This is a genomic window from Amycolatopsis sp. NPDC054798, from assembly GCF_053611505.1.
In genome coordinates this window covers 1-14839 of sequence record NZ_JBSHAM010000074.1, presented here as the reverse complement: position 1 = coordinate 14839, position 14839 = coordinate 1, and the positions used below count along the sequence as shown (strand labels likewise).

Here is a 14839-nt window from a genome sequence, read left to right as displayed (position 1 = left end):
CCGATCCAGTGGTTGTGCTCAATCAAGATCATGGCGGAGTGGAGTGCCCACCCCGTATAATTCTTCGATTCGCTCGTCAGCTCGGCGACCACCTCAGTCGATCCGGCTTCTCCGGAGCTGGGGCTGAGTGCTGACTTGGCTCGCGATCTGACAGCGTGGCAGGACGAATGGGAGACCACGCTGAAGAACGCCGACCCGGCACCTGCCTTCCCCTCGGAGGAAGCCGGGCGCCGTTTCGACGAGCGAGGCTGGGAACTCACCCGGCGGGTTCGGCGCGGAGTGCCCGCGGACTGGGACGTTTCCTACTTGAGCCATCTGACCCACCGAGAGGTCTTCCTCGACTGAGCCAGCTCAGTCCTCCACCGGCTTGGTCCACGCCACCTGCACCAGCTCCGTCCCGTGCCGACGCGACACCAGCGTCCCCCGCCCGGCGGGCTGCGGCGAAGGCTTCACATCGCCCAGCAGCGCGCCCTCTTCCTTCCCTCCCGACATGACCAGACCCGGCGAGCCCAGTTCCCGCACTCGCTGGATCACCGCCTCGTACAACCCCCGCCCGGCGCCGCCGGAAGACCGGGCCAGGATCAGGTGCAGGCCGATATCCCTTGCCTGCGGCAGGAATTCCAGCAACGGCAGCACCGGGTTCCGCCCAGCCGTCGCGACCAGTTCGTAGTCGTCGATGACCACGTACAGGTCCGGGCCGCGCCACCACGACCGGTTCCGCAGCTGATCGGGCGTGACGTCGGGGCCGGGGAGCCGGTTGCGCATCGCGGTCGCGCATTGGTTCACCAAGTCGGTCAGCGTGTTTTCCGCGCCCGCGTAGCCGAGCAGGTGCGGTTGGTCGACCACGCCCAGCAGGCCGCGGCGGTAGTCGCCGACCAGGATGAGGGCCTCGTCGGGGGTGTGGGCCTGGCAGATGCCGGTGACGAGAGCGCGCAGCAGGGAACTCTTGCCCGATTCGACGTCGCCGAACGCCAGGAAGTGCGGGTCGGTCCGGAAGTCCAGGTGGACGGGACGCAAAGTGGATTCCGCCAGTCCCAAGGTGATCCGGCCGCGCGGGGCAGCGGGGAAGGAGTCCAGGGGGACTTCCGGGGGGAGGAGGCGGACCTGGGGTGCACGCGGGCCGGTCCAGGCCGCCGCGACCCGGCGGACCAGGTCGAGGCCGCCCGCGCCGACGGTTTCCGGGCGTTGGTCGGAATCGATGCGCGGCAGGGCCGCGAGGAAGTGCAGTTTGTCCGCGGTGAGACCGCGGCCGGGGCGGTCGGCGGGGACGTTTTGCGCGACCTTGCGGTCGATCGACGAATCCGCCGGGTCGCCCAGGCGCAGTTCGAAGCGGGTGCTGATGGCGTCGCGGAGTTGCGCGCGGGCGCCGATCCACTGGTTCAGCGAGACCAGGACGTGGATGCCGAAGCCGAGACCCCGCTGGGCGAGCGCGGTGATTTGTTCTTCCAGGCGTTCGTATTCGGAGCGGATGGTGGTCCAGTTGTCCACGAACAGGAACACGTCGCCGAACTCGCGGTCGTCGCTGCTTTCGGTGAACTCGCCGCGGCGGCTGCGGAAGGCGGCCATCGACTCGATCCCGTGCGCGGCGAAGAATTCTTCCCGTTGTTCCAGCAAAGTCACGAGTTCCGCGACGACCCGGCGGCAGCGTTGCGGATCGCGGCGGGTGGCGTAGCCCGAGACGTGCGGGAGGCCGGCGATCGGGGCCAATGCGCCGCCGCCCATGTCGAGGATGAAGAACTGCACCTCGGCGGGGGTGTGGGTGAGCGCGAGCATCGCCGCGATGTCCTTCATCAATGTCGACTTGCCGCTTTGCGGTGCGCCGACGATCACCGCGTTGCCCGCCGCGCCGGAGAAGTCCGCCCACAGCATGTCGCGGCGCTGTTCGAAAGGCTTGTCCACCAACGCGACCGGGATGGTCAGCTTGCCGTTGCCGCCCCAGCCAAGCGGGCACAGGCCGCGGCGGGGGTCTTCGCCGATCGGGGGCAGCAGCTGGTCCAAGGTGGGCGGTTCGGCCAGCGGAGGCAGCCAGATCTGGTGCGCAGCGGGGCCGCGTCCCTCCAAACGGGACAGCATCGCGCCGATGATGGTTTCGCCGGTGCCCTTCGCCGGTGTCTCGGCTTCGGGTTGTTCGGCGACTGGTACTTCAACCGGGGCCAGGGTGAACGGCAGAACGCCGAGTTGCTGTCCGTCCGAGCGCACGATCCGGCTGCGCGGCGGCAGTTCGCCGGAGACGTAGGCGGCTTTCAGCCGGATCAGGGTGTCGTTGTCCGACTTCAGATACGCCGAACCGGGCACCGGCGGAAGTTGGTAGGCGTCCGCGACACCCAGCACCGCACGGCTTTCCGCGGCGGAGAACGTCCGCAGGCCGATCCGGTACGACAGGTGCGAGTCGAGCCCGCGCAAACGGCCTTCCTCCAAGCGCTGCGACGCGAGCAGCAGGTGGATCCCCAGCGAACGGCCGAGCCGTCCGATGGCGACGAACAGGTCGATGAACTCCGGCCGCGACGACAGCAGTTCGGAGAACTCGTCGATGATCACCAGCAGCGACGGCAACGGCTGCAACGGCGCGCCGTCCGCGCGCGCCTTCTCGTAATCGCGCACCGACGCGTAATTCCCGGCTGAGTGCAGGAGTTCCTGCCGTCGCAGCAGTTCGCCGTTCAACGCGTCGGCCATGCGGTCGACGAGCGCGAGGTCGTCGGACAGGTTCGTGATCACCGCACAGGTGTGCGGGAGGTCGGTCATGCCCGCGAAGGTCGCGCCGCCCTTGAAGTCGATCAGCGCGAGGTTCAGCTTCTCCGACGAATGCGTGACCGCCAGCGCGGTGACCAGCGTGCGTAGCAGCTCGCTCTTGCCGGACCCGGTCGCGCCGATCACCAGCCCGTGCGGGCCCATGCCGCCCTCTGCGGATTCCTTGAGGTCCAGTTCGACCGGACGGCCTTCGGGGTTCACGCCCAGCGGAATCCGCAGCCGGTCGCGCGCCGGGCGCGGAGCCCAGGTGACGGTTGTGTCGGTGTCGCGCGGATCGCCGATGCCGAGCAGCCCGGCCAGCCCGAACGTCGAGGACATCGGCTGTTCGCTGACCACCGCGCCGCCTTGGTGCAGCGGCGTCAGCATCCGGGCCAGCGCTTCGGCCGCGCCGTGGTCGAGCCGGTCCGGCAGGCCGAGGAACCCGAGCCGCGCCTCGGTGCCGTCGAGCACCACCATGCCGAGCTGATCAGGGGCGATGTGCAGGCTCAGCAGCCGGTCGGTCGACGTCGCGCGCGGCTGGTCGCCGCCGACCTCCAGCACCGTCACCCCGAGGCGGCCTTCTTCGGCGAGCAGCCGCGGTTCGCCGTGGGAATCGCCGCCGTCGACGACGAGCACGATGTGCGGCAAGTCCGCCGACGCGCCACGACGCGAGAACGCGGGACGGTCGCCGAGATCCGGGCCGAGCAGCCGGGCCAGTTCCGCCGCGCTGTCGGCGAACAGCCGACGCGGGCCGGTCGCGTCGGCGAGCACCGGCGCGGTGGCGTGCGGCAGCCATTTCGCCCATTCCCAGTCGTGCGAACGGTCCGGGGCGACGCAGAACGCCACGCGCAGGTCGTTCGGGGAGTGGAAAGTCACCAGTTGCGCCAGCACCGCGCGGGTCAGGCCGAGCACGTCGGGACGACGGCCGGAAAGCGTCGCGGCCGCGTACGAGCGCAGCGACACCGAAACCGGCAGCCCCTCGACAGTCGAGAAGGTCTGGATGAAGTGCTTGAGGTTGGTGGAGGAAACCGGGTCCAGTTCTTCCAGCGGAGCGATCTGCGGTGCGCGCAACGGCGTCGCGAGCGGCTGCGGACCGGTGGCCGCGCGCACCATCGCGAACGAGCGGTCGCCGCGGCGGCGGTCCCAGTGCTGGTCGGTTTCGACGTACGCCCACAAGTCCGCCGGATCCGGCTGCTGCGCGATCAGCGTGGCGCGCTGGGAGTCCGCGACCGCGCGCACGCGCGTGCGCAGGCCCGCGAGGTACCGCTGGTAGTCGCGGCGTTCCTCGTTGATCTGCGCCTTCTTCGCCATGCCGCCGCGGCCGAGCGACATCACGATCATGCCGCCCATCGCGGTGACGAACAGCGCGCCGAAGATCCAGGTCATTACCCCGCCGTCGCGTCCGATGTAGACGAACGACATCGCGCCCATGCCGAGCATCATCGGCAGGAACATCATGAGCTGCATCACGCCGCCGGAACCGCTCTTGGGCAGCATCGGCGGGGACTGCAGCATGATCTCCCCAGGCTGCTCTCCGAGCAGGCCAAGGCGGTCGCGGGCGGAACTCATGCCCCGTATTTTGGCCGTCCGCTGTCCGGTCGCGGTGGGTACTTTTGCCGTCCGCTCGCCCGGCGGCGCGAACTTACGCTCTGCGCAGACGCCCCGCACCGGTGCGTCGACCGCGGGAGACCGGAGGGAGCGCCATGGGCACGACCGGCGAGTACCGGGCCGAGCCGGAGGCCATGCGCTCCACCGTCGGCAACGTGGGCGGCATCATCGCCCACGGCATCAACGCCGTCGCAGACCTGGAAAAACTCGTCCTGCAGCCGACGACGTTCGCCACTTTCGGCAGCGTCGTCGCGGCGGCCAACGAGGCGCTGCACTCGCAGCAGGTGACCGCGGTGCGGTCGCTTCTGCAGTTGCTGCAGGAGATCAACGGCCTGGTCAAGCACAGCGCGGACGCTTACCAAAGCGCCGACGAAGCAGTTTCCGACGGCTACGGCGGCGGCCGCAGTCATTCTCCGTCGCTGACTTCGATCTGGGGAGCACCACACGCGGCGCACCTGGCCGCGGCGGCGATCACCGACAGCGCCGGCGCGCACGGCGAACCGTCGTCGGTCGGCAACGTGCTGCGGTACCTCGGCGACGCGGACCTCGGCCGGCTCGCCGAACATCCGCTGACCGACGCCAGGTTCCACGGCGTCGCGGACTTCAACGACTGGCTCGCCGGCGACGCCGACAACCAGGCGCGCGTCGGCCTGATCGAGGTCTATTCGGGCACCGCGCGCACCTTCGGCGACGTGCCCGGCGGCGTGCACAGCGGCGACGTCGTCGTGGTGGAGCCGCTTCTGCTCGCCGGCCGCCATCCGGTGATCGGCGTCGCCGGGGACGGCGGCGCCCTCTACAACCACGGTCCTGTCGATCCGGGCCTCGGCGGACTGGCCAAGGTCAGCGTGTACCGGCCCGCCTCCGTCTGACCCCGAACCCTGACCAAGTGAGGTCCGATGCTCTTCCCGAACTCCAGCGCGATGGACGCCACCGCAACCAGCGGCGGCCCGATCACCGTGCTGCCGCAGATCGTCACCGGCCAGCCCGAGCAGATCGCCAAGCACGTCCTCGACCTGCTGCACAAGGCCGCCGAGCTGACCTCGCTCTACACCGAGCTGAGCAAGGCCGCCGACCAGCTCGGCAAGGTCTGGTCCGGCGGGGCGTCGGAATCGGCGCTGCAGAAGATCTCCCACTCGCTGGAGCAGCTCACCAAGATCATCAACGTGATCGAGAAGGGCGCTGAACTGCTCGGCGTCTCGGGCACGCTGGTGAAGACGGCGCAGGAGGCCTACCGGTCGGTGGTCGCGGCGGTGAACCCGACCGTCGCGTCGCTGATGTCGAACTGGTGGACCTACGGGGCCGCGGTCGCGCTTTCCACCGCTACCAGCGCCACGCTGCGCGGATTCATCACCGCGGTCGGCGGTCTGCTGAAGGCGCTCGGCGCGGGCGACCTCGCGAACCAGATCACCCAGGTCGCGACGATCATCGGCGACATCGAAAAGCTGTTCCACCATGGTTCTTCCGACGCCAACGGCGCGGCGGGGAACGCAGCGGTTTCCGGCACTCCGGTCACTGCGCCGCAGATGCCCGCTCCGGTCGCGAGCGCGTCCGGGCAAGCGGCGATCGGCGGCAGCGGCGGGGGAGTGCCCGGCGGCACCCCGTCGTTCACGAACTACACACCGCCAGCGCTGGCCAACAACGGCGGCTGGCCGTCCGGCAGCGGTACTGGCACTGGGGCCTGGCCGTCTGGCGGCGGTGCCGGTTCGGGGGCGAATCTTGGCAACAGCTGGATTCCCGTTGATCCGGCACCAGCCCCCGCCCCCGCCCCGGCTCCCGCGCCTTCGGTGCCGGGACAGTCGACCGGTGCGCACGAGGTCGTGATCCACACCGACCTCAACACCGGGCAGTCGACGGTGGAGGCTCCGGCCGGGCAGGACGTGGACATCGATGTCGACGTCACCTACCAGGGCAAACACTTCCAGCAGCACGTCGACATCGACGCGAAGGGCGCGTAGCCGGTGGCCGTGGACGCGTCCGGAGTCGTCAGCTCGGTGCTGTCGAACTACCGGCAGGTGGTGGTCGAATACCAGCGCCGGGTCACGGGCGACCCGGCGGCGCTGGAAGCGGCCGCGAACCGCTGTGGCACCAACGCGTCCACGATTTCCGGCAAAGCCACCGAGATCGCGGACGCAGCCACGGCCTTGCGCGCTGACTGGGACGGCGCGGCGTACACCGCGTACGCGACAGCAGCGTCCGATGTCGCGCACGCGTTGACCGAAGACGGCACGAAGCTGGCCGACCAGAGCAAGCGATTGTCGATGGCCGGACAGCTTTTGCGGTGGGCGCGCTCTGGGGTCGACTCGGTTCTCTCGCAGTTCGACCAGTACGGCGCGCAGCTCACCAATCAAGCACGGTCAGCGGACCCGAACGCGGTGGGCGCTTTTATCGCCGCCGCAAGGGATTTGGGCGAACAGGCGGTCGCGGCGGCCGGGCAGGTCGCCGAGGAGCTGTCCGACGCGTTGGCGGAGTTGTTCCCCGCGCCGTGGGCCGGGCCGATGAGCAAACCGGGCAAGCTCGGCAAGCGCATCTACGGCCCGCTGTCCTGGGTCAACGGCGACACTCTCGACGGGCGCAAGCGGCCGCGTTCGGCACCGTCGTGGTTCGGCAATTCCGGTTGGAAGAAGCTGACCTGGAACGGGTTGGAAGGCACTCGGGCGCCGAAGAAGGCCGACACTCCGTTCGGGCAGGCGAAGCAGAAGAGCGCGATCGCCCGCGCCACCGAGATCACCTATTACAAGACCGCGCACGAGCAAGACGGCTTCATTCCGGAGTACGACGGGAAAATCTCCTCGCAGGGCTGGGACGCGAAGGCGTCCGGCCACGCCGAGTTAGGTTTCCGGGAGGACATCGGGACCGAGGGAAGCTACGGCGTCGCGCACGGCAGCGCCCGCGGTTCCGCGTTCGCCGGCGGTGAGGTCAGCGGTTCGGCGCAACTCGGCGTGCACGGGCTTGGCGTGCACGCCAACGCTTTCGCGGGCGGCAAGCTGGAGGGCCAGGTCGCGGCGGATGTCGCGGGTGTCGGCGTCGGCGCGAGCGGAAGTGTCCAATATGGAATCGGTGCGCAGCTCGACGGCCAGTTCGTCTACGACAACGGGCATCTGAAGATGAACTTCAAGGCCGGTGCCGCGTTGGGGCTCGGTGCGGGACTGGGCGCGAAGATCGACATCGACCTGCCGAAGGTCGGCGCGGCGGTCAGCGAATACGGCGGAGCGGCAGTCGACGCGGTCGGCCATACGGCGAGCGAGGCAGCGGACGCGCTGGGCGGGGCTTGGGACGACGCCGTCCAGTATGTGGGTTCGTGGTGAGCGCCATGGCGGACCTGGTGACGCTTCCGCTGGGCTTCGACGTCCCCGACGGCTGGACGCCGGTGCCGCCGATCGCGCCCGGCCTGGTTTTCGTCGCGGTGCACCCGAAGCCGAAGGCGGACTTCACGCCGAACATCACGCTCGGCATCCAGCAGCGCCAGGATTCCTTGCCGCTGCCGGAAATCGCCGACGAGGCCGTGGAACGGCTCGGCCGGACGATGGCGCTGCTGGACGTCCTCGACCGCAAGGAGGTCGGCAGTCCCGCCGCGCCGGGCTGCACCCAGACGTTGCGGCTGCGCACCGGCGAAGGCCAGGATCTGCTGCAGATCCAGGTGTTCCTGACCGTGCCCGGTCCGGCCGGGCGGGTCGTGCTGGAGCTGGTCTGCACGGCCGGCCCCGAGGACTTGCGCACGCTCGTCCCCGACTTCCGGAAGTTCGTCGCCAGCGTGCACGTCCGCCGGGAAACCCCGCAGGAAAAGGAGAACGACGGTGACTGAACCGTATGCCGTGCCGGACATGGACGAACTGCTCGCGCAGGTCCGCAAGCAGACCGAAGAGGTGCAGCGGATCCAGCGCACGGTCGAGGCGATGGAGGTCGAGGCCGCCTCGCGGCAGAACGAGGTGACCGTGACGCTGCGCGGCGACGGCCGGTTCACCTCGATCGACATCGACCAGCGAGCGATCCGCGAGTACGACGCGCGCACGCTCTCGGAGATCGTCCTCGAAGCGGTGAACGCCGGCCTGCAGAAGCTTGCCGAGGCGAGCAGCGCGAAGTTCGCCCCGGTGATCGAGGCGTCCAGGTCCCAGCAGTGAGCGCCCCGGCCGTCGCCGGATCGACCCGGCGCGTCACGATCGTCACCCCGCGCGCCAGGGTGGACGTCGCGCTGCCGCAGCAGAGCACGTTCGCCGAACTGGTGCCGCAGCTGGTCCGGCTGGCCGGGGCTGCCGGGCAGGCGTCGGCCGAGCATCCGGGCTGGGTGCTGTCGCGGCTCGGCGGCGCGCCGCTCGCGCTCGGGCTCACCGTGGCCGCCGCGCAGGTGCGCGACGGCGAGGTGCTGCACCTGACCCCGCGCGAACGTCCGCGCGGTCCGCTGCTGTTCGACGACGTGGTGGACTCGATCGCGAGCGTCGGCGAATCCGCGTCGACCGCGTGGGGGCCGAGAATCGCCCGGCGGGCCGGGATCACGGCGGCCGCGCTGCTGTTGTTCGCGGGCGGCCTGCTGATCCAGGCCTCGCTGGCGGGCAGCGTGCTCGCGCCGATCGGCACCGGGCTGCTCGCCGTCGTGCTGCTGCTCGGCGGTGGTGCGTTGAGCCGGGCGTACGGCGATTCGGGCGCGGGCGCGGCCGGGGCGCTGGCCGGCGTCGGCGTTGCGTTCCTTTCCGGGATCTCTTTGCTGCCACCGCATTCGGTGTTCTCGCTGTCTGCCGGACCGCTCGCCGCGGGACTCGCCGCGGTGACTGTTTACGGGGTGCTGGCCGCGGTTTCGGTGGCCGACCGGCTGCCGTTCTTCGTCGCGGTCGTCGGTTCGGCCGGGATCGGCGCGATCGCGACCGGGGTGGTGCTGCTGACCGGCGCGAAGCCGGTCGCCGCCGCGGCTGTCGCGGCGGTGCTGGCGACCGCGTTGGCCGCCGTCGCCCCGATGCTCGCTCTGCGGCTGGGCCGGATGCCGCTCCCGCGCGTGCCGGACGACATGGAATCCTTCCGTGCCAACGAACAGCCGTCGCTCGGCGCGGAAATGGCCGGGCGGACCACGTACGCGCAGGCGTTGCTCACCAGCCTGCTGGTGGCGCTCGGTTTGGTGGTCGTCGGCTCGTCTGTCGTACTCGCCACCGGCGGCCCGTGGGAAGCCGGACTGGCCGCACTCCTCGGGACTGCGTGGATCCAGCGTTCGCGCGCTTACGCTGGCCGCACGCAACGGCTGGTGCTGGTCGGTTTCGGCCTCGCCGCCTTGCTGACCGCGGGTTTCTGGCTGATCGCGGACGACCAGCGGATCGCCCTGCTCGCGGCCGGGCTGACGCTGGTGCTGGCCGCGGTGGTGTCGCTGTTCTACGCGACGCGGGTCGCGCGCGGGGTGCGGTCGCCGTACTGGTCGCGGCTGCTGGACATTTCGGAGTTTCTGGTGCTGTTGTCGTTGGTGCCGTTCGTGGCGTTGATTGCCGGGGTGTACGAGGCGGTCAGCGGCTGAGGGGGCTGGCGGCTTTCAGCGTGCGCAGGACTGGTGCGGTTTCGCAGGACCGGATGCCCGGCAGCGCGCCGAGCCGATGAGTGAGATAGCGGTGCAGCGCCGGAGGATCGGCGCAGAGGGCGTGCGCGAGGAGGTTCGTCGGCCCGGTCGTCGCTGCGACGACGGCTAGCTCGCGGTGGGTGGCGAGTTCGGTGGCAACGGCGTCGAGATCGGCTGGGGCCACGGCCATCCACAGCAGAGCCTGCGTGGTCGCACCGAAGAGCCGGGCGTCGATTTCCACATCGAAGTAAAGGGTTTCCGCCGCGCGCAAGTCGGCGATCCGGCGGGCGACTGTCGCGGCGGACCAGCCGGTGACGGTCGCCAGTTCCGTCTGACCGAGACGGCCGTCTCGTTGCAGCGCGGTGAGCAAAGGTTCGTCGCCAGGCGTCGCATCGGCGTGTGCGGTGCGGGTTTCCGGTTCCAACTGGCGGCGTTGGGCATCGGTCAGGACCTCGGCACGGCCTAGCCAAGCCGTCGGTCCGCCGTGGTACAGGTGCAGCAGCTGGTGCGCGGAGACGGCGGTGATGCCGGTCGTGCGCGGGATATCGTGCAGCAGCAGGCCGTGTTCGGGCGTCGAGGCGTTGGCGGAGTTGACGATCACGCAGATTTCCGTCCCGCCGCCGGCGAGTTTGACCCAGGTGGTGTCGGTGCGCCGGACGAGCGCGTCGGCCACCCGCTGCGCGACCGCCGGGACGACGGTCAGCCGCACGAGCCACTGTGTCTGTCCAGCGCGATGTGGTGCGGCGAGCCCGACGACGCGCAGTCCGGCTTCGGCGCGCAGCCGCCGGTAGCGGCGCGCGACGGTCTGCGTCGAGACGCCCAGTACGGTGCCGATCCGCGCGAACGAGGCGCGGCCGTCGATCTGGAGCGCGTGGACGAGGGCGTGGTCGAGGTCGTCGAGCATGGTTCGATTCTGCACCAAACTGTCCTGAGTGGAAGATTTCTGCTCATTCGCGCTGGTGACTGGAACACTCGACAGCTGTTGTCCACGCTGGCCGCATGCCGAACGAATCACGCCGCTGGGCCGCGCTCGCGGTCCTGCTCGTCGCGGAAGCGATGAACCTCCTCGACACCACCATCGTCCAGGTCGCCGCCCCCGCGGTGCACGCCGAACTGGGCGGCGCGCCCAGCACGATCTCCTTCTACACCGCCGGTTATACGCTGCCCTTCGCGCTCCTGCTGATCACCGGCGGCCGCCTCGGCGACATTCTCGGCCGACGCCGCACCTTCCAGCTCGGCGTGGCCGGCTTCGTGCTCACCTCGGCTCTGTGCGCGGCCGCGGCCACGCCCGGGTTCCTGCTCGTTTTCCGGGCGCTGCAAGGGGCTTCGGCCGCTTTGGTGATCCCGCAGACGATCGGGCTGATCCGGGTCCTGTTCGACGGCGCGGCCCGGGCGCGGGCGCTCGGCATGATCGGCCCGGTGATGGGACTGGCCGCGGTCAGCGGTCCGGTGCTCGGCGGCTTGCTGACCGACGCCTGGTCGTGGCGGTCGGTGTTCCTGGTGAACGTCCCGCTCGGACTCGCCGTGCTCGCCGCGTCCGGGCTGCTCGCCGAAGACCGGTCCGCCTCCCGGCCGCGGCTCGACTTGCTCGGGACCGGCCTGGTCGTGCTGGGCGCCGGGCTCGTGGTCTATCCGCTCCTGACGCACTGGAACGGCTACCTCGTCGCCGCCGGAGTGGTGGTGCTTGTTGTTTTCGTGTTGCAACAACGGTTTCACGGGAACCTGGTCGAACGCAGCCTGTTCCGCGGCCTGGGTTTCCCCGCCGGGCTGGTGACGTCCGTGCTGTTCTTCGCCGTGATGACCGGCCTGACCCAAGTCGTCGTGCTGTTCCTGCAACTGACCCAGCACGCGGACGCCCGCAGCGCCGGACTGTCGTTGCTGCCGTGGTCGTGCGGCCTGGCCGTATCGTCCTTTGTGGCCGGACGCTGGCTCGTTCCGCGCTTCGGCACCCGGATTCTCTTTGCTGGCGTTGCATTCCTCGCCGCCGGAATCGCGGGCATCGCGCTCGGCTGGCCGTTGTTGCTCGCGCTGGCGGTCGCGGGAACGGGGACCGGGATGTTCACCGTGCCGTTCTTCACCGCGGCGCTGGCCCTCGTCCGCCCCTCGGAGACGGGTTCGGCGGCGGGGCTGCTGAACGCGGTGCAGCAACTCGGCGGAACCGTCGGAGTGGCTGTGCTGACCGCGGTTTTCCTTGCCACGGACGTGACGGTCGCATGCTGGATCGCGGTCGGGCTGACCGCCGCGGCCGGGCTGACCGCGATCGGGCTCATCCGGACTCGCGGAACGCGCGCCGATAGTCCGTCGGAGCCGTCCCGAGCCGGAGTGTGAAGTGGCGGCGGAGGTTGGCCGACGAGCCGAGGCCGCTGCGCTCGCCGATCAGGCCGATCGGAAGGTCAGTGGATTCCAGCAGGCCGCGAGCGTGCAGAACGCGCTGGTCGAGCAGCCATTGCAACGGCGTGGTGCCAGTGGCTTCGCGGAACCGCCGGACGAACGTGCGCGGGCTGACCCCGGCTCGGCGGGCCAGCTGCTCGACGGTCAACGGCCGGTCGAGGTGGCGCGTCGCCCAGTGCAGCACCGGACCGAGCCCGGCGTCGTCGGTCTCCGGCACTGTGGCGGACACGTACTGCGCCTGCCCGCCGCTGCGGTGCGCGGGCAGCACCATCCGGCGCGCGACTTCGTTGGCGACGTGCGCGCCGAGGTCGCTGCGCACGACGTGCAGGCACAGATCGATTCCCGCGCTGCGTCCGGCGCTGGTGAGCACCTGCCCGTCGTCCACGTAGAGCACCGACGCGTCCACCTGGACCTGCGGATGCAGCATGGCGAGCGTGGCGGCGTACATCCAATGCGTCGCCGCGCGCCGGCCGTCCAGCAGCCCCGCCGCCGCGAGCGCGAACGCCCCCGTGCACAGCGAAACGATCCGCGCGCCCGCTTTAGCCGCCTCTCGAATGGCACCGACCAGCTCTGCCGGGACCGGTTGTCCAATTTGGACACACGCGTACGGCAAGGCGGGCACCAGCACGGTGTCGGCGTCCTTGAGTGCGTCGAGACCGTGGCTGGCGTGCTGCCGGAAACCGAACTCGGTGCGGGTTTCCGGCTTCGCCGCGCAGAACCGCAGCTCGTACCAAGGGTCGGCGAGGTCGGTCCGGGACGGCCCGAACACCTCGGCCGCGATGGCCAGCTCGAACAGCGGCATGTCGTCGACCAGCGCGACCGCGACGGTTCGCATGGCTTCGAGGATACGGCAGGAATTTTGCGGAAGCAGTCAGTCCTGCCACTCGCTCCGGCTTCGGCGGGGTGGCAGATTCGCTGCCGTGACCGTCGTGGAACTCCGCCAGTACACCCTCCGGCCCGGGCAACGGGACGTCCTGATCGACCTGTTCGACCGTGAGCTGCTGGAACCGCAGGAAGCCGCGGGCTGCACCGTCGTCGGCCAATTCCGCGACGAGGACGACCCCGACCGGTTCGTGTGGTTCCGCTCCTTCCCGGACCTGGCCGCTCGCCACGCCGCGCTGACGGCTTTCTACCTCGAAGGCGAGGCTTGGCGGAAACACCGCGACGCCGCCAACGCCACCATGCTCGACAGCGACAATGTCCTGTTGCTCCGCCCCGAAACCGACTTCCCGCCACTCTCGCGCCCGCTCGACGCCGTGGAGTCTTCGTCGCGAATCCTGGTGCTTATCGGCCTGCCTTCTGCTGACTTTCCCGAGCCGTTCGCTTCCTTTGTCACCGAGCCAGCGGAAAACACCTTCCGCGCACTGCCGGTGCGGGGAGGGGAGAACGTCCGGGTAGGAGTCTGGATTTTCCCCGATCTCGCCGCGTTGCGGGCTTTCGAACGCCGGTTGCCTACGACCGGCCAGGTGCGGCGGCTTCGCTTGGCTCCGACGTCGCGGTCTTCGCTTCGCTGAGCCTCCGGGCGACGAGCTGGTCGATGCGCCGCCAAGCAGGGCTGTCGAGATGCCCGCTGAGAAGCTCGACGACTTGGCGGGGCACCTTCCGGAACTCCGGCAGATCAGACGGCAGCGTCATCCTCTGCGCGAGTGCGGCGGCCGTTTCGGCGATCCCTTCGAGTCTTGGGTCGTCAGGGCTCCAGTCGATCGCCTCGTCGTACCCGCGCAGAACGGCGACGTACTCCGGATCGTCCAGCAACGCCGTCCGGCTGACGAGAATCGCGCGGCTGACGTCCGGGGCGAGCGCGCAGGCGAGGATCCAGCCGTCGCGGATCGCGTGCTCGTGGCGTTCGGACAGTCCCAACGGCTTCAGCCGCTCCATGAACGCGACGGCTTCCGGCGGCAGGCAGAGCCGGTCGGGCTGAGCGAGGTGCCGCAACCGGGCCCGGCGTTGTTCGAGCTGCCGGATCCGGTCGCGCAACTCGGCGTCGATCCGGTCGAGCTGGCCGGAGGTGTCGTCGGCGTCGAGCACCTGGGGAATGCGCGCCAGCGGGACCCCGGCCTGGGCGAGCGTGACGATGCGGGCCAGGTCGATGACCGCCTGCGCGTCGTAACGGCGGTAGCCGGAGGCGTCGCGTCCGGGCTCGGGGAGGAGCCCTTTGGCGTGGTAGACGCGGACGGCCTTGGCCGAGACTCCGGCGTGACGGGCGAGCTGGCCGATGGTGAGCATGTCCCAGTATCGCGCTTGACCTTGTCCCTGGGGCAAGGTTGGAGGCTGGCCGCATGCACGATTACGACACCCTGCGCGCGCTTGCCGACGAGGGAAACGAGACCGCGCTGGACCGGCTCGCCGACCTCGCCGACGGACGCAGTGACCTGGCCGAACTGTCCGAATTGCTCGACGAGGGCAGCGAACACGCCGGACGGCTGCTGACCCGCCGGGCGGTGGCGAACCGAGACCTGCGGGAGCTGCAGCGGCTGTCGGACGCGGGGAGCAGCGAGGCGGAGACGGCGTTGGAGCGCCTTCTCCGCGGCGATTCCCCAAGTCCGTGAGGGGACCCCTGAGGGAATCTGATTCCCTCAGGGG

Annotated in this window: 14 protein-coding genes; 10 read left to right on the top strand and 4 right to left on the bottom strand. The window is 70.0% G+C overall.

Annotated features, from left to right (window positions below; genetic code table 11):
• Positions 1–135: 135 nt before the first annotated feature.
• Positions 136–345: a hypothetical protein gene (locus ACWGIC_RS33645; protein WP_452079948.1), complete on the top strand. Its 210-nt coding sequence runs from the start codon at positions 136–138 to the stop codon at positions 343–345.
• Positions 346–351: 6 nt separating this feature from the next.
• Here the strand turns inward: ACWGIC_RS33645 and eccCa are convergent, their stop codons facing one another.
• On the bottom strand, positions 352–4296 hold the full coding sequence (eccCa, locus tag ACWGIC_RS33640; protein WP_452079947.1) for a type VII secretion protein EccCa: 3945 nt from the start codon (positions 4294–4296) through the stop codon (positions 352–354).
• A 134-nt stretch (positions 4297–4430) separates the two neighbouring features.
• Between eccCa and ACWGIC_RS33635 the strand changes: the two genes are divergently transcribed.
• The 6 genes from ACWGIC_RS33635 to eccD are packed head-to-tail and all read left to right on the top strand — an operon-like array spanning position 4431 to position 9826.
• Complete coding sequence (locus ACWGIC_RS33635) at positions 4431–5204, top strand: WXG100 family type VII secretion target (protein WP_452079946.1); 774 nt, start codon at positions 4431–4433, stop codon at positions 5202–5204.
• A 27-nt stretch (positions 5205–5231) separates the two neighbouring features.
• The gene (locus tag ACWGIC_RS33630; RefSeq protein ID WP_452079945.1) at positions 5232–6290 is read left to right on the top strand and encodes a WXG100 family type VII secretion target; all 1059 of its coding nucleotides are present in this window, start codon (positions 5232–5234) and stop codon (positions 6288–6290) included.
• A gap of 3 nt (positions 6291–6293) precedes the next feature.
• Entirely contained in the window at positions 6294–7640 is a 1347-nt protein-coding gene (locus ACWGIC_RS33625; protein ID WP_452079944.1) for a WXG100 family type VII secretion target, read from the top strand.
• Between the two features lie 5 nt (positions 7641–7645).
• Positions 7646–8137, top strand: coding sequence for a hypothetical protein (locus ACWGIC_RS33620; protein WP_452079943.1), 492 nt, complete (start codon positions 7646–7648; stop codon positions 8135–8137).
• Positions 8130–8453 (top strand): YbaB/EbfC family nucleoid-associated protein, encoded by a 324-nt coding sequence (locus ACWGIC_RS33615; RefSeq protein ID WP_452079942.1) that lies wholly within the window; start codon positions 8130–8132, stop codon positions 8451–8453. The genes ACWGIC_RS33620 and ACWGIC_RS33615 overlap by 8 nt, the downstream gene beginning before the upstream one ends.
• Positions 8450–9826: a type VII secretion integral membrane protein EccD gene (gene eccD / locus ACWGIC_RS33610; RefSeq protein WP_452079941.1), complete on the top strand. Its 1377-nt coding sequence runs from the start codon at positions 8450–8452 to the stop codon at positions 9824–9826. Before ACWGIC_RS33615 ends, eccD begins: the two co-directional genes overlap by 4 nt.
• Here eccD and ACWGIC_RS33605 read toward each other — a convergent pair.
• Positions 9816–10784 (bottom strand): Lrp/AsnC family transcriptional regulator, encoded by a 969-nt coding sequence (locus ACWGIC_RS33605; RefSeq protein WP_452079940.1) that lies wholly within the window; start codon positions 10782–10784, stop codon positions 9816–9818. The two genes, eccD and ACWGIC_RS33605, sit on opposite strands and share 11 nt — an antisense overlap.
• An 80-nt stretch (positions 10785–10864) precedes the next feature.
• On the opposite strand from ACWGIC_RS33605, the gene ACWGIC_RS33600 reads away from it, so the two are divergent.
• The gene (locus ACWGIC_RS33600) at positions 10865–12193 is read left to right on the top strand and encodes an MFS transporter (protein WP_452079939.1); all 1329 of its coding nucleotides are present in this window, start codon (positions 10865–10867) and stop codon (positions 12191–12193) included.
• Here ACWGIC_RS33600 and ACWGIC_RS33595 read toward each other — a convergent pair.
• Positions 12132–13091, bottom strand: coding sequence for a helix-turn-helix domain-containing protein (locus ACWGIC_RS33595; RefSeq protein ID WP_452079938.1), 960 nt, complete (start codon positions 13089–13091; stop codon positions 12132–12134). The genes ACWGIC_RS33600 and ACWGIC_RS33595 overlap by 62 nt on opposite strands.
• 85 nt (positions 13092–13176) lie before the next feature.
• On the opposite strand from ACWGIC_RS33595, the gene ACWGIC_RS33590 reads away from it, so the two are divergent.
• Positions 13177–13770, top strand: a complete 594-nt coding sequence (locus ACWGIC_RS33590) for an NIPSNAP family protein (protein WP_452079937.1) — start codon at positions 13177–13179, stop codon at positions 13768–13770.
• Here ACWGIC_RS33590 and ACWGIC_RS33585 read toward each other — a convergent pair.
• Entirely contained in the window at positions 13709–14518 is an 810-nt protein-coding gene (locus ACWGIC_RS33585) for a MerR family transcriptional regulator (protein ID WP_452079936.1), read from the bottom strand. The two genes, ACWGIC_RS33590 and ACWGIC_RS33585, sit on opposite strands and share 62 nt — an antisense overlap.
• Positions 14519–14535: 17 nt before the next feature.
• Here ACWGIC_RS33585 and ACWGIC_RS33580 point away from each other — a divergent pair, with 17 nt between their 5' ends.
• A complete protein-coding gene (locus tag ACWGIC_RS33580) occupies positions 14536–14805 on the top strand; it encodes a hypothetical protein (RefSeq protein WP_452079935.1) in 270 nt (89 codons plus the stop codon).
• The last annotated feature ends 34 nt before the right edge of the window (positions 14806–14839 follow it).